Consider the following 21,200-nt stretch of genomic DNA (forward strand, 5'->3'; position numbering starts at 1 on the left):
CTTGCGCCCGGCGGTTTTTGATCCATGGCTTGTATACAGGATACCCGATGCACTTCCGTCTGAAACTGGTGCACAAGCTGGCCTTGCTGATTGCTCCGCTGGTGTTGCTCTTGTTGTGCGGGGCCTTGTGGTTTGCCTTTGCGCAATGGCGGACGGTCCAGGCTTTACAGCGGGATCAGGCACTGGCGGATAATGTGCAGAAAGTGGGGGAGCTGATTCACGCGCTGCAGATCGAGCGTGGGCTGAGCAACCGTTATCTGAACGAGCATAAGCCGATGCCGGCCGCCCTGCCGAGGCAAAAAGCGCTGGCCGACGCCTTGCTGGTCAGCTTGCGTCAGCAACCTGCCGACGAACTGTCGCGCAAGGCAGGCTTGTTTTTCTCCCAGCAGTTGCCAACAGTGGAGATGCTCTCTACTCTGCGCCGCGATGTGGCGCAGCGCCACATTTCGCCATTGCCGGCGTTTGAGCGTTACACCGAAGTCATCGAGCGGCTCTCCAAGGTCATCACGCTGTTCTACTCGCAAAGCGAGGACGTGCGCGCATTGGTGCAACAGTGGTCCGCCTTGCATTGCCAGACGGAGTACACCGGCCGCGCGCGCGGCTTGATCGGCGGGGTGTTGGCGGTGGGCAGTTTCAATATCAACGAATTCCGCCTGGTCAGCGGTATGGTGTCGCAGGAGGCGCTATGCCGCAGCCTGTACCGGCAGAGCGAGGGCGACGAGCGCTTGCTGGACCGGGCGCTGAACGCTAGCGGCGCGTACGAATCGCTGCGCGACGCGGTGCTGGCGCGTGGTCCGGGCGCGATGCAGAGCTTGTCGAGCGAGGAATGGTTCGAGGTGGCCAGCCGGCGCATAGACGCGCTGCAGGAAGTGCAGAACGCGGTGTTGGTCCGGATTCGAGACGCACTGGCGGCGCAGCAGTCCGCTGCGCGTTGGCAAAGCTGGCTGGCCTTGGCGGTATTGGCCGGGGTGCTGTTGCCCATCGCAGCCGCATTGCTGCTGGCGCGCAGCATTCTGCGGACCTTGGGCGCGGAGCCGGATGAAGTGGCGCACGGCATGCGCGAGCTGGCTGGCGGCCAGCTGGACTTCCGCCTGCGGCTGGCCTCGTCGGACGAGGACAGCCTGGCCGCGCACATCCGCCAGATGGGGAGAAAGCTGAGCGGGGTGATCGGTCAAGTGCAGCAGGACGCGGACGCGGTGGCCAACGCCGCGCTGCAATTGAACAGCGCCTCGCAGGGTTTGTCCGACAGCGCCTGCCGCACTTCCTCCGACATCGAGCAGACCAGCCACGCGGTGGACGAGATCGCCGGCCAGATGTTCGCGATGGCCCGCGACGCCAGCCTCAGCGGCGACGTGGCCAGCGAAGCCGCGCGCCAGGCGGAGGAGGGCAGGCGGGTCGTTGGCGAAACCATTGAGGCGATGCATGTGATCGCCCAGCGTACCGACATCATCGACGACATCGCTTATCAGACCAATTTGCTGGCGCTCAACGCCGCCATCGAAGCTGCGCGCGCCGGCGAGTTGGGCAAGGGCTTCGCCGTCGTGGCTGATGAAGTGCGCAAGCTGGCGAAGCGTAGCCAAGCTGCGGCCAAGGAAATCGGTCAAGTGGCGGCGGGCAGCGTGCGGCTGGCGGAGGAGGCGGGCAAAAGCCTGAGCGCCATCGTCGAGTCCAGCCAGCAAACCCGGCAACTGGTGCGGGACATTTCCAAGGAGGCTGTGGCCCAGGCGCAGCATGTGGGCGGTATCAATCAGGTGATGCAGGGCCTGAGCCAACTGTCTCAGGGCAACGCTGCCGCCAGCGAGCAATTGTCGGCGGCGGCGCAGGAAGTGTCGCAACGCGCCGGCAGCCTGCGTCGGCAGATGGCTTATTTCCGCCGCCCACACGACGGCTAGCGCACTTCGCGCATGTCGTCGCGCTGGATGCGCAGCCGCACCGGCGCGCCGTCGGCCAGCAAGTCCGCCGGATTGCGGTTCAGCCGGTCTACCTGCAGCAGCGCGCCGGCGCTTTCCACCTGATAGCGGACGATGTTACCCAGCAGCTGGCGTTGCTTCACCACTGCTGGTAAGCTGTCCGTTTCCGCGCTGTCGCCGGGCAACAGTTGAATGGACTCCGGGCGGATCGCCAGATGGCCCTGGATTTCCAGGCCGAACAGCGCCCGGCTGTCGCCGACGGACAGTAGATTGTAATTGCCCATGAAGCGGGCGACGAACTCGGTGGCCGGCTGGGTGTAGATGGTTTCGGCCGCGCCCTCCTGTTCCACTTTCCCCTGGTTCATCACGAAGATGCGGTCGGACAGGGTCAGGGCTTCCTCTTGGTCGTGGGTCACGAAAATAGTGGTTAGCCCCAGCCGGCGCTGAATGTCGCGGATCTGCTCGCGCAGATTCTTGCGGATGCGCGCATCCAATGCCGACAGCGGCTCGTCCAACAGCAGAATGCGCGGTTCCACCACCAGCGCGCGCGCCAAGGCCACCCGCTGGCGTTGGCCGCCGGAGAGCTGATGCGGATAGTGGTTCTCCTTGCCGGACAGCTCCACCAGCGCCAGCGCCTCCGCTACCTTGCTGCGGATGTCTGCGGCGGCGCGCTTCTGCATCTTCAGGCCGAAGGCGATGTTCTCGCCAGCGCTCATATTGGGAAATAGCGCATAGCTTTGAAACACCATGCCGATGCCGCGTTTTTGCGGCGCGCAGGCCGTGATGTCCTCGCCTTGCAGGCGGATGGCGCCGCCGCTGGGCGTTTCGAAGCCGGCGATCATCCGCAGCACCGTGGTCTTGCCGCAGCCGGACGGACCCAGGAAAGTGACGAACTCGCCGGCCTCCACCCTCATATTGAAGTCGTGCACCACCGTGTGCTGGCCGTAGCGTTTGTGCAGATTTTGGATATCCAGGTATGCCATTGTGGGGTTCTTTCTTATTCCGAGGCCGCGGCATCGCGCAGCGCGCGACGGTGACGGCCGGCCACCTGTAGCAGGCCCATGGCCGCCCAAGTGATCAAAAAGGCGATGATGGCCAGCGCTGCCGGCTCGTAAGCACGGTTGGCGCCGATCAATTGCAGATAAGGGCCGAAGGCCGGCCGCGCCAGCAAGCTGGCCATAGTGAACTCGCCGATGACGATGGCGAAGGTCAGAAACGCGCCGGACAACAGCGCGGACTGGATATTGGGGAAGATCACCCGCAGCAGAATCACTCGCCAGCCGCCGCCCAGGCTTTGCGCCGCCTCGGCCAGAGATCGCACATCGATGGCGGACAGGCCGGCGTCGATGGAGCGGTATAGATAGGGCAGGGCCAGCGTCACGTAGCTGCAGACCAGCAATAGATCCGTGCCGCGCTCGCTGCCGGTCAAGGGCAGCCAGGCATCGCTGCCGAACAGGCGCAGATAGCCGAACACGATGACGATGGCCGGAATCACCAGCGGCAACAGGGTGATGAACTCCACCAGCGGCCGCAGCCGCGGTAGCCGGAGTTGGATCCAGAACGCGGTGGGCGCCACCAGCAGGATGCCGGTGACGATGGTGAATAGGGCCATCAGCGCGGAATAGGCGAAGCTTTGCTGAAAGCCCGGATCCTGCAGCACCAGTTTGTAGGCTTCCAGGCTGTAACCCTCGCGCAGCATCTTCAGGCTGAATTCGAAGGTGGCCAACAGCGGCAGAAGGAAGTACAGGCCGCCGGCGACGACGGCGATCCAGGCGCTCAGACGCGACGATGGTTTGTGGGCTGGCTGGTGTTTCATGCCCGGCTCCTTTCCGCGCGGCCGCGCAGCCAGATATAGGCGGCGTTGGACAGGCCGGTGACCACGATCATGCCCAGCGCCAGCGCGTAGCCCAGGTTCTGATCGTGCAGCACGTCGCCGCGGATTTGCGCGTACAGCAGGATGGTGACGATGTTGAGCGAACTGCCGGTCAGCGCGTAGGCGGTGGCCACTGCGCCGAAGGCGTTGGCGAACAGCAGCAGCGCCGCGCCCAGGATGCTGGGCCACAGCACCGGCAACGCGATGCGGCTCCAGTAAGCAAAAGCGGAGCCGCCCAGGCTGTCGCAGGCTTCGCGCCATTCGGTTTTGAGGCCGTCGATGGCCGGGCTGACGATCAGCACCATCAGCGGAATCTGGAAGTAGAGATAAGTCAGCGTCAAGCCGCTGAAGCTGAGAATGCTGAAACCGCCAGCGTAGAGGTCGAAATCCAGGTAGCGGCGCAGCAGCACCGTCACCAGGCCCATGCGGCCCAGCGTGGCCAGGAAGGCGAAGGCCAGCGGCACGCCGGCGAAGTTGGACGCCACGCCGGAGAAGGTGGCCAGCGTCGGGCGGATCCAGCCCGGCAGCCGGCCGCGGATTACCGCGAGGGCCAGCAGCAGGCCGAAGACCGCGCCCAAGAGCGCAGAGGCGGCGCTGATCTGCAGGCTGATCTTGTAGGCGTCGAGAATCGCCGGTTCGAACAGCCGGGCGATATTGTTCAGCGTGAAATGGCCGTCGGCGTCCTGGAAAGCGCCCAATAGCAAGCGGGCGGTGGGCAGCAGCAGGAACAGCAGCGCAAAGAGGAAGAACGGCACCACGCCCAGCCAGGACAGCGAGACAAAGCCGCCGCCGGCGCGGCGCGGCGACGCTGGGCCGGCACGGCCGGCGAGGGAGTTGGAAGATGCGGACATGAGGGCGTGTTTCCAAAGAGAGCCCGCGCGCGGCGGAAGCGCCGCGCGCCAATCAGGGCGAAACGGCTTACTTGACGTTGCTGCCCACCACGCTGTCCCACTGCTTGGTGATCACCGCCTTGTACGCCTCTTGTTGTTCCAGCGTGGGGAACAAGGCTTTCTTATAGGCCGCGGCGTCCGGCATCCGGCTCAGCAAGTCCTGCGGGATTTTCTTGCGGGCGGCCAGATCGTTGAAGCGGGTGGGGTGGCAATAACCCTTGAGCCAAGCCAGTTGGCCTTCGTCGGAGAACAGGTATTCCTGCCACAGCTTGGCCGCGTTGGGGTGCGGCGCGTAGGCGCTGATGCCCTGGGCGTAAACGCCGGCCACCACGCCGCTCTTGGGCACCACCACCTCCACCTTGGGGTTGCCCTTCAGGGTGTCGCGGTCGGCCAGGGCGTTGTAGTCCCAGCGGATCACGATGGGCGTGCTGCCCTGGGCCAACGACGCGGCCTTGCCGATCACCGGCACGAAGTTGCCGCTCTTGTTCAATTGCGCGAAGAATTTGAGGCCGGCGTCGGCGGCCTTGGCCACATTGCCCTTGGACTGGGATAGGCCGGCGGCGAACACGCCTTGGATCGCCTGGTTGGCGGCGCGAGGGTCGCCGGCCAGCGCCACCGCGTTCTTGTATTCCGGCTTCAGCAGGTCGCTCCAGTCGGTCGGCGTTTTGGCGACTAGATCCTTGTTCACCTCGAAGGCCAGCACGCCGTAGTAATCGCCGTACCAATAGCCGTCTTTGTCCTTGACGCTGTCCGGAATGGTTTTCCAGTTGGACACTTTGTAGGGTTGAAGCAGGCCGGCGGCCTTGGCTTGCGGTCCGAAGGACAGGCCCACGTCGATCACGTCCGGCGCCTGCGGGCCCTTATTGCTCTTGTTGGCCTTGATCGCTTCCAGTTCGTCGGCGGAGCCGGCGTCCGGATTCAGTTCGTTCACCTTGATGCCGTACTTGGCCTTGAAGCCGGCGATCACGCCGCCGTAGCCGCACCAGTCATGGGGCAGAGCGATTACGTTCAGCTCGCCTTCCTTCTTGGCGGCCTGGATCAGCGCGTTCAGGTTATCGGCGAAAGCGGTGTTGGCCAGCAGGGCCAGAGCGCCCAGCACGGCGCAGCGCAACGGTTTGTTCATGGCATCCATCCCTTTGGACTAGGTCAAATAAAAGCGATGCTGATGGTATTCCGCGGAGATGACATTCCAGTTTACGTAGCATGGCAATTTGATTGCAGATTGGTGACGAATCAGAGCAGTGGCGGCCAGCGGCGCTTGCGCCAGTTAATTTCCTTGTCATTTTTTGTTGGTAAAAAGCCGGCGGAGACCTGATCGTTGGACTAGTCCTGATGCCTGAACCGAAACCGCTTTCCCAGGCCGCGCGCATCCGCGCCGCCTTATTGCAGCAAATCGAGGGCGGCTTGCTGCAGCCCGGCGGCCGCCTACCGTCGGAGCGCGCGCTGGCCGAGCTGTTCGCAACCACTCGCATCACCTTGAAGGAGGCGCTGGCGGTGTTGGAGGCCGAAGGGCGGGTGTATCGCGAAGAAAGGCGAGGTTGGTTTGTCGCCTTTCCGCGGCTGGAGTACGCGCCGCTCTACGGCAACCACTTCCAACGCATGGCCGACGCGCAGCAACGGACGGCGGAAACTCGGCTTTTAAGCGTGGAGACCGTGCTGGCTTCGCCCGAGCTGTGCCGGGCGTTGGAGGTGCCGCCCTTGAGCTCTTTGTGGAAGATCTGCCGTCAGCGCAGCCTGGACGGGCGAGTGGCGCTATACGTGGAGCACTTTCTACGGCCGGAGCGTTTTCCGGACATCCAGGGCCAGGACCTGAGCCAATCGTTGACCGGGCTGTATCGCCGTCGTTACGGCATCGAATACGCCGCCGCGGCTTTCGACATTCTGCCGGCGGCGGCCCAGGGGCGCGTGGCCCACGCGCTGATGCTGGCCGAGGGCGGCCCCATTTTGCTGGTTCGCCGTGTCAATCGCGATGCCGCCGGCGCTACTCTGGATTGCGATTACGAGTACTGGAGGCACGACGCGGTGCGTCTGCGCGTGGACAGTCCTGCCGCGGAGGCGGCGAATTGAGCTACCATCGCGGCATTGGACACTGTTTGCAGGAGACCACATGAGCCGCGTTTTAGTGTTGTATACCGGTGGCACCATCGGAATGACCGAAACCCCGGACGGCCTGGCGCCGTCGCCGGGCCTGTTGCCCGGGCTGTTGGAACGCTTTCGCCGTCCCGGCCTAGATTTCGACGTAGTCGAATTCGACGAGTTGATCGATTCCTCCGCCATCGAGCCGCGTCACTGGAACCGCATCATCGCCGCGTTGGCCGAGCGTTACGGCGACTACGACGGCTTCGTCGTCATCCACGGCACCGACACCATGGCCTATACCGCAGGCGTGCTGGCCTTCGCCCTGCGCGGCCTGGCCAAGCCGGTGGTGCTGACCGGCGCGCAGCTGCCTTTGCTGCATCCTCGCTCCGACGGCTGGAACAATGTGGCCGACGCGCTGGAAGCGGCCTGCCAGCCAGCGCTGCATGAAGTCGCCATCGCCTTCGACCGCCTGCTGCTGCGCGGCAGCCGCGCGCGCAAGCTGGACGTTGAGCATTTCGCCGGCTTCGGCTCGCCCAATGCGGAGCCGCTGGCCCGCTTCGCCATCCATCCTCATTGGAACAAGGCTGTCTGGTTGCCGGGGCAGGGAGAATTTCAGCCGAAGGCGCTGCGCGAGGATCTGAGCATCGCCTGCCTGTTCCTGAGTCCGGGCCAGGGCGCGGCGCTGGCCGGCCGCCTGATGGCGGACCCTGCCTTGGACGCCGCGGTGCTGATGAGCTACGGCAGCGGCAACGCGCCGGCAGATCCGGCGCTATTGAATGGCGTGAAGGCCTTGACCGCGCGGGGCGGCGCGGTGCTCAACATCACGCAGGCGCCGAGGGGGGCGGTGGAAGTGGGCGCTTACGCCGCCAGTCAGCCGCTGGCGCGCGCCGGCGCGGTGGCGGGGGCGGACCTGACGCCGGAGGCGGCGCTTGCCAAGTTGCACGTGTTGCTGTCCGCCGGTCTTAGTGGCCCGCAACTAGCTGCGCAACTGGCCAGGCCCCTGCGTGGCGAGATGAGCGCGCATTAAAACGCCGTTCACTACTCGGGCTGCTCATTTTTTGAGCGGCCTTTTTTTGTGTCGGTTTTTCAGGGCCTTGTCGCGCTTGTCCACAGCTCGCCCACATGGCTTTGCACCTTGGGTGTGGGCAAGCGGCAGGGCGACCGACGGCGGCCAGCTATGGCCGGAGCTGGTGTTTTCTTACCGCTATGTCATGAGGGGGCGTGCTGTTTTGCCTAAAAAATGAGCGGCCGAAAATGCGCTTGGCGGAACAAGGACTTGGCTGTCTTATCCACAATTGTCCCACATGGCTTTTCACGCTGGATGTGAGTAATCCCGTGATTTGCCTGTTTTTTGATCAATGCGGACAAATCCATTTCGCGGCAAGGGCTTAGCTTCCTTGTCCACAGTTGGCGCACAGGGCTGTCCCCTCTGCTTGTTGAGAACAGCTGCCCGGCTGTTGATAGCGCGGCAAGCGGCGTATAATTGACCGCTTTTCCGTATTTTGAAAGCAGCGGTATGTTCAAGGGCGCGACACGGCCGTTGAAGATCGCCATTGTTGGGCCGGAGTCTTGCGGCAAGACCACGTTGGCGCGCGCGCTGGCGGCCGCGTTGAATGCATCGGGCATTGCCGCCGCCTGGGCGCCGGAATACGCGCGCGACTATTTCGCCACGCGTCCGTATCGTTCCACGCCGGAGATTATTGAGGAAGTGGCGCGAGGACAGTTGGCGGCGGAACAGGCATTGGCCGCCGACGTCCAAGTCTTGTTGTGCGACACCACCGCATTGAATTGCAAGATCTGGAGCGAGGTGGCGCATGGGCGCTGCAGCCCGGGCTTGTTGGAGCTGTACCGGCCTGGCGATTACGCCTTGACTCTGCTGGCCGAGCCGGACATTCCTTGGGAGCCGGATCCGCTGCGCAGCCACCCGACTCAACGCGACTGGTTGTTCGGGCTCTACCGGCAGGCGCTGGAAGAGGCGGGCATTGACGCCACCAGGGTGAGCGGCGCGCACGAACAGCGCATGGCCCAGGCGCTAGCCGCGCTGGCCGCGATTTGGCCGGGTGAATTGCCTAAATTTTGACCGGCAAGAAGAAAGCGCTGGAAATTCAGCAAATTGCCGCAATTATCCACAACAGGCCCACAAGCTTGTCCTGCCATGGCGTGGATAGATGTCGGCAATAGATTAAAAAATAAGCGACAGTAAAAAGGCGTGAAAAATGAAGGCGCTGCGGTTCTTGTCCACAGCCCGCTCACAGCCCTGTCCCAATCGAGTGTGCAAAAATGAATGAAACCTTTGAATTGAGCGGCGAATACATCGCCTTGTGCGACCTGCTGAAAATCTGCAATGTTTGCGATTCCGGCGGCGCCGCCAAACATTTCATCGCCGAAGGCAATGTGCGGGTGGACGGTCAGGTGGAACTGCGCAAGACCTGCAAGATCCGCGCGGGTCAGCAGGTGAGCGGCGAGGGCTTTTCCATCCGCGTCGCGGCGCCATGAACGACGACGACTTCGACCCGCCGCCGGAGGCGCCAGAGCCCCCGCCGGATGACGCTTGCTGCGGCAGCGGCTGCGACCCGTGCATCTGGGACAGTTATAACGCGCTGATGACGGAATACCGCGCCAAACTGGCAGCCTGGGAACTGCGCGAAGCCGCGCGCCAGGCCGCCGCCAACGGACAATGAGCATGGCCAGCATCGATCTGCATTTCCATTCCCACGCTTCCGACGGCGCTTTGCCGCCGGAGCAGGTGATCGCGCGCGCCGCAGAGCGCGAAGCCACGCTAGTGGCGCTGACGGACCACGACTGCACCCACGGCTTGGCCGCGGCGCGGGCCGAGGCGGCGCGGCGGGGCCTGGCCTTCCTCAACGGCGTCGAGGTTTCGGTCACCTGGGGCAAGCACACCGTGCACATCGTCGGTCTGGGCATTGATCCGGAACAGGAGACGCTGGCCGCCGGCCTGCAATCCATCCGCGACGGCCGCGTCAACCGCGCGCGGCAGATGTCGGATGAACTGATCAAGGTGGGCATACAAGGCGCGTTCGAAGGCGCGATGGCGCTGTGCGACAACCCGGAAATGATAGGCCGCACCCATTTTGCCCGCTTCCTGGTCAATAGCGGGCAGGTCAAGGACGTGCGCACCGTGTTCCGTAAATTCCTGACCCCGGGCAAGCCCGGCTACGTGGCGCACGAATGGGCCAGCCTGGAGGACGCGGTGGGCTGGATCCGCGCCGGCGGCGGCGAGGCGGTGATCGCCCACCCTGGCCGCTACGATATGGGCCGTACCTTGATCGAGCGGCTGATCAACGACTTCAAGTTGGCCGGCGGCCGCGGCATCGAAGTGGCCAGCGGCAGCCATAGCCTGGACGATATGCACAAGTTCGCCTTGTTGGCGGCCCGTCACGAGCTGTACTCCAGCGCCGGCAGCGATTTCCACGCGCCTGGCGAGGGCGGCCGCGACGTCGGCCGCACCGACGACCTGCCGCCGATCTGCAAACCCATTTGGGACGCGCTGGCCGCGCGCATCATTCACCCGGAGACCCTCGCATGAGCTTGAGCACCAGCGCCTATCTCGCTACCAGCCTAGATGGTTTCATAGCGCGCGCAGACGGCGCGCTGGACTGGTTGGAGCAAGTGGCCTGTGAAGACGAGGACTACGGCTACGCCGACTTCATGGCGACAGTGGACGTATTGCTGATGGGAAGCGCCACCTTCCGCAAAGTACTGTCGTTTCCCGAGTGGCCCTATGTCGGCCTGCGCGTGGTCGTGGCCAGCCGTAGCCTGCAGCCGGCCGATATACCGGCGGCGCTGCGCTCGCAGGTGGAATTAAGCGCCGCGGCACCCCCACGCCTGCTGGCGGATCTACGGACTTCTGGCGCACGCCATGTCTATGTGGACGGTGGCCGGCTGGTGTCCGCTTTCCTGCGCGCCGGTCTGTTGGACCGGCTGATTCTCAACCGAGTGCCGGCGCTGTTGGGGGCCGGTATCCCGTTATTCAGCGGCCTGGATGGCGACATCAGGCTGCAACACCAGAGCACGCGGGCTTATGCCAGCGGCCTGTTGCAAAGCAGCTATTTGATCAATCGCGCGGCGGAAGCCGCAGAGCAGCTCTGAGGCGAACGCGCCATGGCACAGTTTTTCATGATCCACCCGGATAACCCGCAAGCACGGCTGGTGCGCGAAGCGGTGAAGATCCTGCGCGAGGGCGGGGTGGTGGTTTATCCCACCGACTCCTGTTACGCGCTGGGCTGTATGTTGGGCGACAAGCCCGCGATGGAACGCATTCTGGATATCCGCCAGCTGGACCTGCGCCATCATCTGACCCTGGTCTGCCACAATCTGTCCGAACTGGCCAATTACGCCAAGGTGGACAACAGCCAGTTCCGCATGCTGAAAGCCGCCACTCCCGGCAGCTATACCTTCATTCTGCAAGCCACTCGCGAAGTGCCGCGTCGCACCCTGCACCCCAAGCGCTCCACCATTGGGCTGCGTGTGCCGGATCACAAAGTGGCGCTGGCCTTGCTGGAGGAGCTGGGCGAGCCGATTTTGTCCTGTACCCTGATGCTGCCCGGCGACGGGGAGCCGTTGACCGACCCGTATGAAATCCGCGAGCGGCTGGAGCACGCGGTGGATGCGGTGATAGACGGCGGCTGGTGCGGCACCGAGCCCACTACCGTGATCGATATGACCGAGGGCGTGGAACTGCTGCGCCGCGGCAAGGGTGATCCGGCGCTGTTCGGTCTATAAGCGCCGCCTTTGCCTCACTACACTGTTTTCAACCCACAAGAGACATCATGGGCGATATTAATCTGATCCAGAAAATCACAATTTACGCGCTGCCGGTGTTGTTCGCCATCACGCTGCACGAGGCCGCCCACGCCTATGCCGCGCGCCGTTTCGGCGACAGCACCGCCTATATGATGGGGCGGATGACGCTGAATCCGCTCAAGCATATCGACCCGATCGGCACCGTGCTGCTGCCCTTGCTGTCCGTGACGCTGGGTGGCTTCATCTTCGGCTGGGCCAAGCCGGTGCCGGTCAACTTCGGCGCTTTGCGCAAGCCGCGCGAACATGGCCGGCTGGTGGCCGCCGCCGGGCCCGCCGCCAACCTGCTGATGACCCTGCTGTGGGTGTTGTTGTTCAAGCTGGCCATCGGCATGGATACCAGCTATAGCGAACCGCTGGCGCTGATGAGTCAGGCCGGCATTGGCATCAATATCTCGCTGATGCTGCTCAACCTGCTGCCCATCTTGCCGCTGGACGGCGGCCGCATCGTGGAAAGCTTTCTGCCTCCAGGCATGGCCTGGAAGTACTCCAAGCTGGAGCCTTACGGCATGTGGGTGCTGCTGGCCTTGATCGCCACCGGCCTGCTGACCACCATTTTGCGGCCGTTCTACGGTTTGATGTACGGGCTGGTGCGCGCCTTGATTTAAAGCGCCCGGTTCACACTAATCCTGACGCGCCGGAATTCGTTTCCGGCGCTGTTGCGCTTATTACCCGAAACGGAATTCATATATGTTCGCCAACCGCATTCTTTCCGGCATGCGCCCCACCGGCAGCCTGCACCTTGGTCATTACCACGGCGTGATCAAGAACTGGGTGCAGCTGCAAAGCACCCACGATTGCTACTTCATGGTGGCGGACTGGCACGCGCTGACGACCAATTACGACGACGTCTCCATCATCGGCAAGAGCGTGTGGGACATGGTGATAGATTGGCTGGCCGCCGGCGTGGACCCGGAGCAGGCTACTGTTTTCATCCAGTCCAAAGTGCCGCAGCACGCGGAACTGCACCTGGCGCTGTCCATGGTGACCCCGCTGTCCTGGCTGGAGCGCGTGCCCACCTACAAGGACCAGATCGAAAAACTGTCCACCAAGGACCTGGGCACCTACGGCTTTCTCGGCTACCCGTTGCTGCAGGCTGCCGACATCCTGATCTACAAGGCCGGCCTGGTGCCGGTGGGCGAAGACCAGGTGCCGCACATCGAACTGACCCGCGAAGTGGCGCGCCGCTTCAACAACCTGTTTGGCCGCGAGCCCAACTTCGAAGAGTTGGCCCGCGCCGCGGTGAAGAAGATAGGCAAGGGCGGCAAGGAGTTCGACCGCCTGCGCACCGCCTATCTGCAAGACGGCAATGCCGAGGCGCTGGCCGGCGCGCGCGAGATCCTGGCCGCCAGCCAGAACCTGGGCGCTGCCGATCGCGAGCGGCTGTTCGGCTGGCTGGAGAACAAGGGCAAGAGCATTCTGGCCGAATGCGAGGCGATGCTGACCGAGGCGTCCAAGATGCCGGGTCTGGACGGCCAGAAGATGTCCAAGTCCTACGGCAACACCATCACCATGCGCGAAGACCCGGCCACCGTTACCAAAAAAGTGCGGGCGATGCCGACCGATCCGGCCCGCGTGCGCCGCACCGATCCGGGCAGCCCGGACAAATGCCCGGTATGGCAGCTGCACCAGGTGTACAGCGACGCCGATACCCGCGAATGGGTGAAGCAGGGCTGTACCAGCGCCGGCATTGGTTGCCTGGACTGCAAGCAACCGGTGATAGACGGCGTACTCCGCGAACAGCAGCCGATGTTTGAACGCGCTGAGAAGTATTTGAGCAACCCCAAGCTAGTCAAGGAAGTGGTGGCCGCCGGCAACGCCAAGGCCGAGCAAGTGGCGCGCGCCACCATGCAGGACGTCAAGGAAGCGATGGGGCTGGGCTACTGAGCGCCTTCGTCTGGATGGATGCGAAACGCCCGGCTTGCCGGGCGTTTTTCTTGGCATGGCGGACGCCGGCGGCGCGGACCACGCTGTCTTGACTTATCCATCCGCCTCGCCAACAATCCCCGCGTGCCGTCGCAATCTCGGCACAAGTGGGTTTGACAGCTCCAAACTTATCGGCAGACTGCCGCCACCGCGCGGCATTGTCTGTGTCGGCGCACGCGTACATGGCAGGCGCTGGCAGGGAGCTCCTCGTGGGCTACCGGTTCCGATATGCCGGTCTGTCAACCCTGTCAGGCGCCTGCCGCTCCCGTTTGACAGCGGGAAGCAGGCTTAACCCATATCGGAGACCTCATCATGATTGATTCGAATCGCGTTCCGCGAACCTTGTTTTCCCTTGACCCTGACAGTCTGAAAGCCGGCTACCGCCGCGCCTAAGCGCTGACTCCTGGCTGCGCCTGCCCGGCCTGTATGTCGCCGCGCCGCATGGCAAGACGGTGGCGGTGCCTTGGTTGGGATGCGCGGGCGTCTCAATAGCGCGCTGGCCTGGCGTGGCAGGCGGCGGGGATTCCGCCGCGGGAAAGCTTGAGCCGTCGTTTGGCGACAAACGGCGGCTTTTTGCATCGGTTCGGCAGCACGGCTTAGGACGATGCACAGCGGAGCGTAACTGCTTCCTAGACAAAAGCCTGACACACATCCACCCAGTCGGCCTGGGTGATGTGGTGCAGCTGCTGCGGCGACAAGCGCACCGCACTGTGGACGGCGCCGGCGGCCGGCAGCACTTCGTCGTAGGCCTGCAAGGATACGTCCAGATAGATGGGCAGCTCGGTGGCGAGGCCGAACGGGCAGACGCCGCCCACCGGATGGCCGGTGATGGCCTCCACCTCGTCCGGCGGCAGCATCTTGCCCTTGCCGAAGGCGTCCTTGAATTTGCGGTTGTCGATGCGGGCGTCGCCGCGGGCGACCAGGATCACATCGCGGCCGTCGTTCAGGCGGAAGGCCAGCGTCTTGGCGATGCGGCCGGGCTCCACGTCGTGGGCGGCGGCGGCCTCCGCCACGGTGGCGGTGCTGACTTCCAGCTCTATGATGGGGATGTCCAGCTGACGGGCGGCGAAAAACGCCTGGACGGACGCTAAGCTCATGGTGGCCTCAAAGCGAAAGGGTGGAGCGTTTAATTATTCCGCCCCATCCTTCGCTTGTGAAGCGTTTTTACTTCAGTTTTGCCGGGTGATGTCGCTCAGCTTATCGGCAATATCCTGCGAGGTGGCAGCCTGTTCTTCCGAGGCGTTGGCGATTTCCACCACGAAATTGCGCATGGTGTTGATCTCGCCAACGATGGTGTGTAGTGCGGCTTCGGCCCGTTGGAAGTCGCTTTCGGTTGTTTGCACCTGGTCGCGCCCCAGTTCAATGGCGCGGACGTTTTGCTGCACTTCTCCCTGGATCGCACGGATCATGTCTCCGATTTCCTGGGTGGCCTTGGTGGTGCGCTCGGCCAGTTTGCGCACTTCATCCGCCACCACGGCGAAGCCGCGTCCCATCTCGCCGGCTCGCGCCGCCTCGATCGCCGCGTTCAAGGCCAAGAGATTGGTCTGATCCGCAATGTCTTTGATCACGTTGACGATCTGGCCGATGGTTTCCGAGCGTTTGCCCAGCGACATCAGGCTGTCGGCGGTTTGGCGAACCATATTGCCCACTTGCTGCATGCTCTGGCTGGTGTCGTTGACGATGGCCACGCTTTTTTTGGCCTCGCCCAGCATGAGGTCCGCGGATTCGGAAGCCGATGACGTCTGCACCGCGACGTTTTCTATCGTGGCGCTCATCGCTTGCATATTATCGGAGAGCTCGTTGACGCGCGCCTCCAGGAATTCGCGGCGCTGGTTGCCATGGTCCTGCAATTCTTGGGCGCGGATTTCGGCGGACACGTCCTGGAAGCTGGCCATGAAGCAGAGCAGTTGGTCGGGATGGGCAGAGTCCCAGATTGGGAATACCTTGGTCTTGAACATCACCTCGCCCACCGGAATCATCGCGATGTGCTGGTCTATCTTGCGGCTGGCCAGGTCGGCCAGGATGCGGCGGTTGTGCTCCGGATTTTGGTGGAACTGATGAATGCTGTGGCCATGAGCGTGATTGACGTCGACCCCGGCTCGGAATTTCTGGTTCATCATTTCCCGGTGTCGGCCCAGGATGTCGCGCGCGGTCTTGTTCATGTAGAAGATCACGTTGTCGCGGCTGGTGTCGCACAGCATGATCAGATTATCGGCGTGGTCCAGCACGCTTTCCAACTGGCGCACCTGCCGCGCCGTGTCCGCGGTTTTGTCCACCGCTTTCATGAAGCCGAACATCCTCATCTCCCGCCTGCAAACCTGTTGGAAGGCTGCTGCGCGTTCGCGATACGACGTAGAAAACCGCTTCAGAATGCAGATGTACCCCAGGTACGTTCCGCTTCTTCAGCCGTTTTCGTCTCGTCTCGTTCTAGCCCGCGAGCCTTCGAGCAGGTTCTACGTGTTTTTACTCAAGAAACCGCTGCTTGTGGTTTGGCTTAGATGGGAGGGGAATGCAAGACTTTTTTGATTTAAATCAAATGCAAGTCTTGGATTTTAAACGGCTTATTTATTCTCCCAGAGGCAGTAGCAGGGTCTCCTTGACCTCTTCCATCACCACGTAGCTTTTGGACTCCTTGGCAGACGGCAGTTGTAGCAGGATGTCGCCCAGCAGCTTGCGGTACATCGACATGTCCGGAATGCGCGCTTTGATCAGGTAGTCGAATTCGCCGGACACCAGGTGGCATTCCAGAATTTCCGGGATACGCATGATTTCGCGACGGAAGGCGTCGAAAATATTGCCGGATTTGGCCTCCAGTTTGATCTCCACGAAGACCAACAGCGCCGCGCCCATCGCATGCGGATTGAGGCGGGCGTAATAGCCTTCGATGATGCCGTCGCGTTCCATTCGACGAACTCGTTCGGTGCACGGCGTGGTGGAAAGTCCCACCTTTTCAGAGAGTTCCGTCATCGAGATGCGGCCGTTTTTCTGCAGCAGGCGCAGGATTTTCAGATCGGTTTTATCCAGTGCCTTATCGCCGCTTGCGCTTTTCTTCATGTTTTCACTGTGTATATAAAATTTTGCAGTTTAAAAATCTGTAGTCTGACGATACTTTGGTGAAAAAACCCAGTGTTTCATTAATATACTACGCAAAATCACTATAGACATGTAGTGCTGCAAACGGAGAGAGAAAATGAAGGTGATCGTGCTGGGCGGCGGTGTGTTGGGCGTGTCCACGGCTTGGTATCTGGCCAAGGCGGGCTGCGAGGTGACGGTGCTGGAGCGTCAGGAGGGCGTGGCGCTGGAAACCAGTTTTGGCAACGCCGGCCAGATTTCCCCCGGATACTCCACGCCCTGGGCCGCGCCGGGCATTCCGCTGAAGGCGGCCAAGTGGCTGTTCCAGCGCCATGCGCCGTTGGCGGTGAAGCCGGACGGCAGCTTGTATCAGCTGCAATGGATCGCCAAGATGCTGGCCAATTGCAATGAAGACGCTTACGCGGTCAACAAGAGCCGGATGATGCGTCTGGCCGAATACAGCCGCGACAAAATGAAAGAGCTGCGCGCAGAAACCGGGATCGGCTACGAAGCGCGCCAGGGCGGCACGCTGCAGCTGTTCCGCAGCCAGGCTCAAGTGGACGGCGTCAGCAAGGATATCGCCGTGCTCAAGGAGTGCGGCGTGGACTTCAAAGTATTGGACCGGGACGGCTGCGCGGAGGTGGAACCGGCGCTGGCCAGCGTCAAGCACAAGCTGACGGGCGGCCTGCAACTGCCCAATGACGAAACCGGCGACTGCAATCTGTTCACCGCGCGCCTGGCCGAGATGGCGCGCGCCAAGGGCGTGGAATTCCGCTTCGGCGTGACTGTGGACGGCATTGAGAGCGACGGCAAGCGCATTACCGGCATCCGTGTCGGCGACGATTTGCTGACCGCGGATCACTACGTGGTGGCGATGGGCAGCTTCTCCCGCGACATGGTCAAATCGCTGGGCATCGACATTCCGGTCTACCCGGTCAAGGGCTATTCGCTGACGGTGCCGATCACCAACCCGGCCGGCGCGCCGGTGTCCACGGTGCTGGACGAAACCTACAAGGTGGCGATCACCCGCTTCGATGATCGCATCCGCGTCGGCGGCATGGCCGAGCTGTCCGGCTACGATTTGTCGCTGAACCCGCGCCGTCGCGAAACGCTGGAAATGGTAGTGGGCGATTTGTACCCGAATGGCGGCGACATCCCGGCCGCCAGCTTCTGGACCGGCCTGCGTCCGATGACGCCGGACGGCACTCCCATCGTGGGAGGCACTCGCTTCGCCAATCTGTCGCTGAACACCGGCCACGGCACCCTGGGTTGGACCATGGGGGCCGGCTCCGGCAAGGTGCTGGCCGACATTATCACCGGCGCCAAGCCGGAGATCAGCCTGGACGGCCTGTCCATGCAGCGCTACGCCAAACAGGGCGAAACCCTGGTGGTGCCGGCGGCTCGTCCGGCCGTGGCGGGCGCTTGAGCATGCGGCCGCTGATCGCCGCCATTCGCACCCAATACCTGCGCGACAACTACCTGCTGGCCAAGCGTCAGCATGGCGGGCGGGTATTGGCGGTGCTGAAGGCCAATGGCTACGGCCACGACGCGGCGCGTTGCGCCCAGGCGCTGGCCGATGTCGCCGACGGTTTCGCCGTCGCCTGTCTGGAGGAAGCGTTGCAACTGCGCGCCGCCGGCGTGAGCGCGCCCATTCTGCTGTTGGAGGGCGTGTTCGAGGCGGCCGAGCTGGCAGAGGTCGAGCGCCACCGGCTGTGGCTGGTGGTGCAGAGCGAAGAGCAACTGCGCATGTTGGAAGAAGCGCAGCCGGCCGCGCCGTTCCGAGTCTGGCTAATGCTGGACAGCGGCATGCATCGCGAGGGCTTCCTGCCGCAGCATTACCGCGCGGCCTGGGAACGGCTGCAGGCCAGCGGCAAGGCGGAGAGCATCGTCAAGATGACCCATTTCGCCCGCGCCGACGAGCCGACGGTGCCGATGACGCTGGCGCAAATCGAAACCTTCGACGCCGCCACCGCGGGCTTGCCGGGGGAGGAGAGCGTGGCCAATTCCGCCGGCATCCTGTGCCATCCGCGGTCGCGTCGCGACTGGGGGCGCGCCGGCATCCTGCTCTACGGCGCCAGCCCTTTGCCGGCGGGTTTTCCGCAAGGCGATGCGCTGAAACCGGTGATGCGGCTGAGCAGCCGGATCTTCGGCGTGCGCGAACTGGCCGCCGGCGAGCCTATCGGCTACGGCAACAACTTTGTCACCGATCGGCCTACTCGGGTGGGCCTGATCGCCGGGGGCTACGCCGACGGTTATCCGCGGCTGGCGTCCAGCGGCAGCCCGGTGGCGGTGGACGGCCGCCGTTCGCGCATCATCGGCAGAGTGTCAATGGACATGATCACCGTGGATTTGAGCGACTTGCCCGCCGCGGGCATTGGCAGCGAGGTGGAGTTGTGGGGGGATACGGTATCGGTCAACGAGGTGGCCGCCGCCGCCGGCAGCATTGCCTATGAATTGCTGTGCAATATCAAGCGCGCCCACTTTGTGTTCGAATAAGTTTTTTCTGATCTTCTGAAAGATATTTCATAATCAAACGACTAAGAGGAAAGCCCGGCCACTGGCCGGGTTTTTTTATTTATATTGCATTTTGTGTTGCGCTGATGCCGCAAGGCTGGCATCAAGGCTGGGTAATAGTGTCATTATTTGATAATTATTCTCATTAGTCTGGACGCGTCATGGAATTTCTGTTTTCCTTTATTTAAAAATAGTTACGAATCCGATGATGATTAAATATAAAAACCCATCTCCAGCCCAGTTCTGGCGGATGGCGGGGATCGTTTGTTGGGGCATGACGGCGCAGGCCGCGGAAGTGCCCGGCATGTCTGGCAGCATGCATCAGCAAATGGAAAACGATTCGCGGCGCCTGTTGCAGGACAACAGCCGCCGCTTCGACGCCATCATCCAGCAACATCGGCTGCGGCAAATGCAGCCGGACAGCAATATGATGCGGCGGCCGCAAGCCGCGGACATGAGCGAGCTGGATTGCCTGCGCGTCAAGGGCGTGCGTCTGGCCGGCATCAAGCTGCTGAGCCGTAAGGAAGTGGCTTCTCTGGGCGAACTGGCCAGCGATTGCCTGAACAACGAGGAGCTGAACCGCTATAGCCGCGCCTTGACCCAGCTCTATCTGAAGAAGGGCTATATCGCCGCGCGCGTGGCGGCCGAAGGGCCGGACGAGCAGGGCGTGCTGACCTTGCGCGTGCATGAAGGCAGGGTGGAGAAAATCGTCAGCGACGATAGTCGCAGCAACCCGGCCACCTTGTTTCCCGGCGTGGTCGGCCGGCCGCTGAACATCCACGACGCCGACCAGGGGCTGGACCAGGCCAACCGGCTGCCGTCCAGCAAGGCGACGCTGGATATCTTGCCCGGCGAAACCGTCGGCGGTTCCATCCTCAGTTTGCGCAACAACAAGGATGCGCCCTGGCGCTTGAGCTTCAACGCCGACAACACTGGCCGCGACAGCACGGGCCGGGTTCAGGCTGGCCTGGGTCTGTCCTGGGACAGCCCGCTGGGTTTGTCCGACTTCGTCAGCGTGTCGGCGCAGCGCACCAGCAACGACAACGCGGTGCGGCATAGCCGCAGCGAATCGCTGTTTTACTCTCTGCCCTATGGCTATTGGACTTTCAGCGCCTTCGCCAGCCGCGCAGATTATCTGAACCCGCTGCAATTGCAGTACAGCGCGGTGAATTTGTCCGGCCGCACCGCGCAGAGCGGCCTGCGAGTGGACCGGGTACTGAGCCGAAGCCAGGACCAGACCACCTCGCTGATGGCGCAACTGACGCACAAGCGGGTGCGCAATTACTTTCTCGACAGCGAGATCGAGATCACCAGCCCCACGCTGAGCGTGGCCGAGCTGGGTTTGTCTCGCTTGCAATTACTCAGCGGCGGCGTGTTGATCGCCGACGCCGGCGTGCAGCGCGGCACGCGCTGGCTGGGCGCCAGCGCGTCGGACCCGCGTGCGCCGGACGGCCCCAATCCGCAGTTCACCAAGTGGAAGGCTTCGCTGAATTGGTTTCAAAGCCTGGGTCTGCCCGGCGGGCCTTATCAGCTCAACAGCGCGCTAACGGGGCAGACCAGCCGTGACTATCTGCCCGGCGTCGAGCAGATGGATGTGTCCGACGCCAGTGCGGTGCGCGGTTTCCGCCGCAATACCCTGGCCGGAGAAACCGGCTGGTCTTGGCGCAACACCTTGTCGCGTCGTTTCGAGGCGGCCGGCGTCGGCGTGACGCCGCGGATTGGTCTGGACGGAGGCCGGGTGCTGCCGCATCGCTCGGTTCAGCAGTGGCAAAGCATTGCCGGGGCCAGCCTGGGTCTGGCCTTCAGCTATCGCAAGGCCAGTCTGGATCTGGAATACAGCCGGCCCTTGTACAAGCCCGCGGGTTGGCAGCAGGAAGGCCATCAGCTGTTCGCCAGGTTTGCATTGTCCTGGTGATGCTTTTGGTATTTATTTTTCGACATGGAAATTTTTTGAAAGAATTTAACCGCGAAAGCGACTAAGCGATATTGGCAGTATTTCATTTGAATTGATTTAAAAAGAGACGTAGATTCGAAATCAAACGCATGTTTCATTGGATGGGCCCGGCTGGCAGGCCGGCTCAGCCCGCGGAACATGGGTTGTCTGGAAAGACGGTT

At 62.8% G+C, this 21,200-nt stretch carries 22 protein-coding genes; 14 read left to right on the forward strand and 8 right to left on the reverse strand.

All coding sequences use genetic code 11. The features are described from left to right. Nucleotides 1-47 precede the first annotated feature (47 nt). On the forward strand, nt 48-1,892 hold the full coding sequence (locus GYH29_RS05860; RefSeq protein WP_019103278.1) for a methyl-accepting chemotaxis protein: 1,845 nt from the start codon (nt 48-50) through the stop codon (nt 1,890-1,892). Here GYH29_RS05860 and GYH29_RS05865 read toward each other — a convergent pair. The 4 genes from GYH29_RS05865 to GYH29_RS05880 form a co-directional block, all read right to left on the reverse strand. Then, nucleotides 1,889-2,893, reverse strand: coding sequence for an ABC transporter ATP-binding protein (locus tag GYH29_RS05865; protein WP_019103277.1), 1,005 nt, complete (start codon nt 2,891-2,893; stop codon nt 1,889-1,891). The two genes, GYH29_RS05860 and GYH29_RS05865, sit on opposite strands and share 4 nt — an antisense overlap. Nucleotides 2,894-2,907: 14 nt before the next feature. Continuing rightward, entirely contained in the window at nt 2,908-3,726 is an 819-nt protein-coding gene (locus GYH29_RS05870; protein ID WP_043594608.1) for an ABC transporter permease, read from the reverse strand. Next, entirely contained in the window at nt 3,723-4,634 is a 912-nt protein-coding gene (locus GYH29_RS05875; RefSeq protein ID WP_043594606.1) for an ABC transporter permease, read from the reverse strand. Before GYH29_RS05875 ends, GYH29_RS05870 begins: the two co-directional genes overlap by 4 nt. A 67-nt stretch (nt 4,635-4,701) precedes the next feature. After that, nucleotides 4,702-5,796, reverse strand: a complete 1,095-nt coding sequence (locus GYH29_RS05880) for an ABC transporter substrate-binding protein (protein WP_043594616.1) — start codon at nt 5,794-5,796, stop codon at nt 4,702-4,704. Nucleotides 5,797-6,005: 209 nt separating this feature from the next. On the opposite strand from GYH29_RS05880, the gene GYH29_RS05885 reads away from it, so the two are divergent. Both GYH29_RS05885 and GYH29_RS05890 read left to right on the forward strand, forming a co-directional pair. Beyond that, nucleotides 6,006-6,740, forward strand: coding sequence for a UTRA domain-containing protein (locus GYH29_RS05885; RefSeq protein WP_043594604.1), 735 nt, complete (start codon nt 6,006-6,008; stop codon nt 6,738-6,740). A 40-nt stretch (nt 6,741-6,780) separates the two neighbouring features. Then, complete coding sequence (locus GYH29_RS05890; protein ID WP_118268161.1) at nt 6,781-7,779, forward strand: asparaginase; 999 nt, start codon at nt 6,781-6,783, stop codon at nt 7,777-7,779. Nucleotides 7,780-7,985: 206 nt separating this feature from the next. Here GYH29_RS05890 and GYH29_RS24545 read toward each other — a convergent pair whose 3' ends face one another. Further along, nucleotides 7,986-8,378: a hypothetical protein gene (locus GYH29_RS24545; protein ID WP_162533437.1), complete on the reverse strand. Its 393-nt coding sequence runs from the start codon at nt 8,376-8,378 to the stop codon at nt 7,986-7,988. Between GYH29_RS24545 and GYH29_RS05895 the strand changes: the two genes are divergently transcribed. The 8 genes from GYH29_RS05895 (at nt 8,269) to GYH29_RS05930 (ending at nt 13,460) form a co-directional block, all read left to right on the forward strand. After that, entirely contained in the window at nt 8,269-8,832 is a 564-nt protein-coding gene (locus tag GYH29_RS05895; protein ID WP_019101810.1) for an AAA family ATPase, read from the forward strand. The two genes, GYH29_RS24545 and GYH29_RS05895, sit on opposite strands and share 110 nt — an antisense overlap. A gap of 200 nt (nt 8,833-9,032) precedes the next feature. Beyond that, nucleotides 9,033-9,248: an RNA-binding S4 domain-containing protein gene (locus GYH29_RS05900; protein ID WP_043594600.1), complete on the forward strand. Its 216-nt coding sequence runs from the start codon at nt 9,033-9,035 to the stop codon at nt 9,246-9,248. Then, complete coding sequence (locus tag GYH29_RS05905; RefSeq protein ID WP_019101808.1) at nt 9,245-9,433, forward strand: oxidoreductase-like domain-containing protein; 189 nt, start codon at nt 9,245-9,247, stop codon at nt 9,431-9,433. Before GYH29_RS05900 ends, GYH29_RS05905 begins: the two co-directional genes overlap by 4 nt. 2 nt (nt 9,434-9,435) lie before the next feature. Continuing rightward, a complete protein-coding gene (locus tag GYH29_RS05910) occupies nt 9,436-10,299 on the forward strand; it encodes a 3',5'-nucleoside bisphosphate phosphatase (RefSeq protein WP_043594597.1) in 864 nt (287 codons plus the stop codon). Beyond that, on the forward strand, nt 10,296-10,862 hold the full coding sequence (locus tag GYH29_RS05915; protein ID WP_043594594.1) for a dihydrofolate reductase family protein: 567 nt from the start codon (nt 10,296-10,298) through the stop codon (nt 10,860-10,862). The genes GYH29_RS05910 and GYH29_RS05915 overlap by 4 nt, the downstream gene beginning before the upstream one ends. A gap of 12 nt (nt 10,863-10,874) precedes the next feature. Beyond that, the gene (locus GYH29_RS05920) at nt 10,875-11,495 is read left to right on the forward strand and encodes an L-threonylcarbamoyladenylate synthase (RefSeq protein ID WP_019101806.1); all 621 of its coding nucleotides are present in this window, start codon (nt 10,875-10,877) and stop codon (nt 11,493-11,495) included. Nucleotides 11,496-11,542: 47 nt separating this feature from the next. Further along, entirely contained in the window at nt 11,543-12,181 is a 639-nt protein-coding gene (locus GYH29_RS05925; protein WP_019101805.1) for a site-2 protease family protein, read from the forward strand. Nucleotides 12,182-12,263: 82 nt separating this feature from the next. Beyond that, on the forward strand, nt 12,264-13,460 hold the full coding sequence (locus tag GYH29_RS05930; protein ID WP_043594592.1) for a tryptophan--tRNA ligase: 1,197 nt from the start codon (nt 12,264-12,266) through the stop codon (nt 13,458-13,460). A gap of 668 nt (nt 13,461-14,128) precedes the next feature. Here the strand turns inward: GYH29_RS05930 and GYH29_RS05935 are convergent. The 3 genes from GYH29_RS05935 to GYH29_RS05945 form a co-directional block, all read right to left on the reverse strand. Further along, entirely contained in the window at nt 14,129-14,596 is a 468-nt protein-coding gene (locus GYH29_RS05935) for a YbaK/EbsC family protein (protein ID WP_043594590.1), read from the reverse strand. A gap of 72 nt (nt 14,597-14,668) precedes the next feature. Continuing rightward, nucleotides 14,669-15,796: a methyl-accepting chemotaxis protein gene (locus GYH29_RS05940; RefSeq protein ID WP_161523357.1), complete on the reverse strand. Its 1,128-nt coding sequence runs from the start codon at nt 15,794-15,796 to the stop codon at nt 14,669-14,671. Nucleotides 15,797-16,064: 268 nt separating this feature from the next. Further along, nucleotides 16,065-16,553, reverse strand: coding sequence for a winged helix-turn-helix transcriptional regulator (locus GYH29_RS05945; protein ID WP_019100787.1), 489 nt, complete (start codon nt 16,551-16,553; stop codon nt 16,065-16,067). Nucleotides 16,554-16,689: 136 nt separating this feature from the next. Between GYH29_RS05945 and GYH29_RS05950 the strand changes: the two genes are divergently transcribed. The 3 genes from GYH29_RS05950 (at nt 16,690) to GYH29_RS05960 (ending at nt 21,000) form a co-directional block, all read left to right on the forward strand. Further along, entirely contained in the window at nt 16,690-17,997 is a 1,308-nt protein-coding gene (locus GYH29_RS05950) for a D-amino acid dehydrogenase (protein ID WP_043641071.1), read from the forward strand. 2 nt (nt 17,998-17,999) lie between these two features. Next, the gene (gene alr, locus GYH29_RS05955; RefSeq protein ID WP_114155213.1) at nt 18,000-19,067 is read left to right on the forward strand and encodes an alanine racemase; all 1,068 of its coding nucleotides are present in this window, start codon (nt 18,000-18,002) and stop codon (nt 19,065-19,067) included. 292 nt (nt 19,068-19,359) lie between these two features. Beyond that, the gene (locus tag GYH29_RS05960) at nt 19,360-21,000 is read left to right on the forward strand and encodes a ShlB/FhaC/HecB family hemolysin secretion/activation protein (RefSeq protein WP_019101775.1); all 1,641 of its coding nucleotides are present in this window, start codon (nt 19,360-19,362) and stop codon (nt 20,998-21,000) included. Nucleotides 21,001-21,200: the final 200 nt, after the last annotated feature.

It is taken from the genome of Chromobacterium haemolyticum, from assembly GCF_009936155.1.
Classification (GTDB): Bacteria; Pseudomonadota; Gammaproteobacteria; order Burkholderiales; family Chromobacteriaceae; genus Chromobacterium; species Chromobacterium haemolyticum.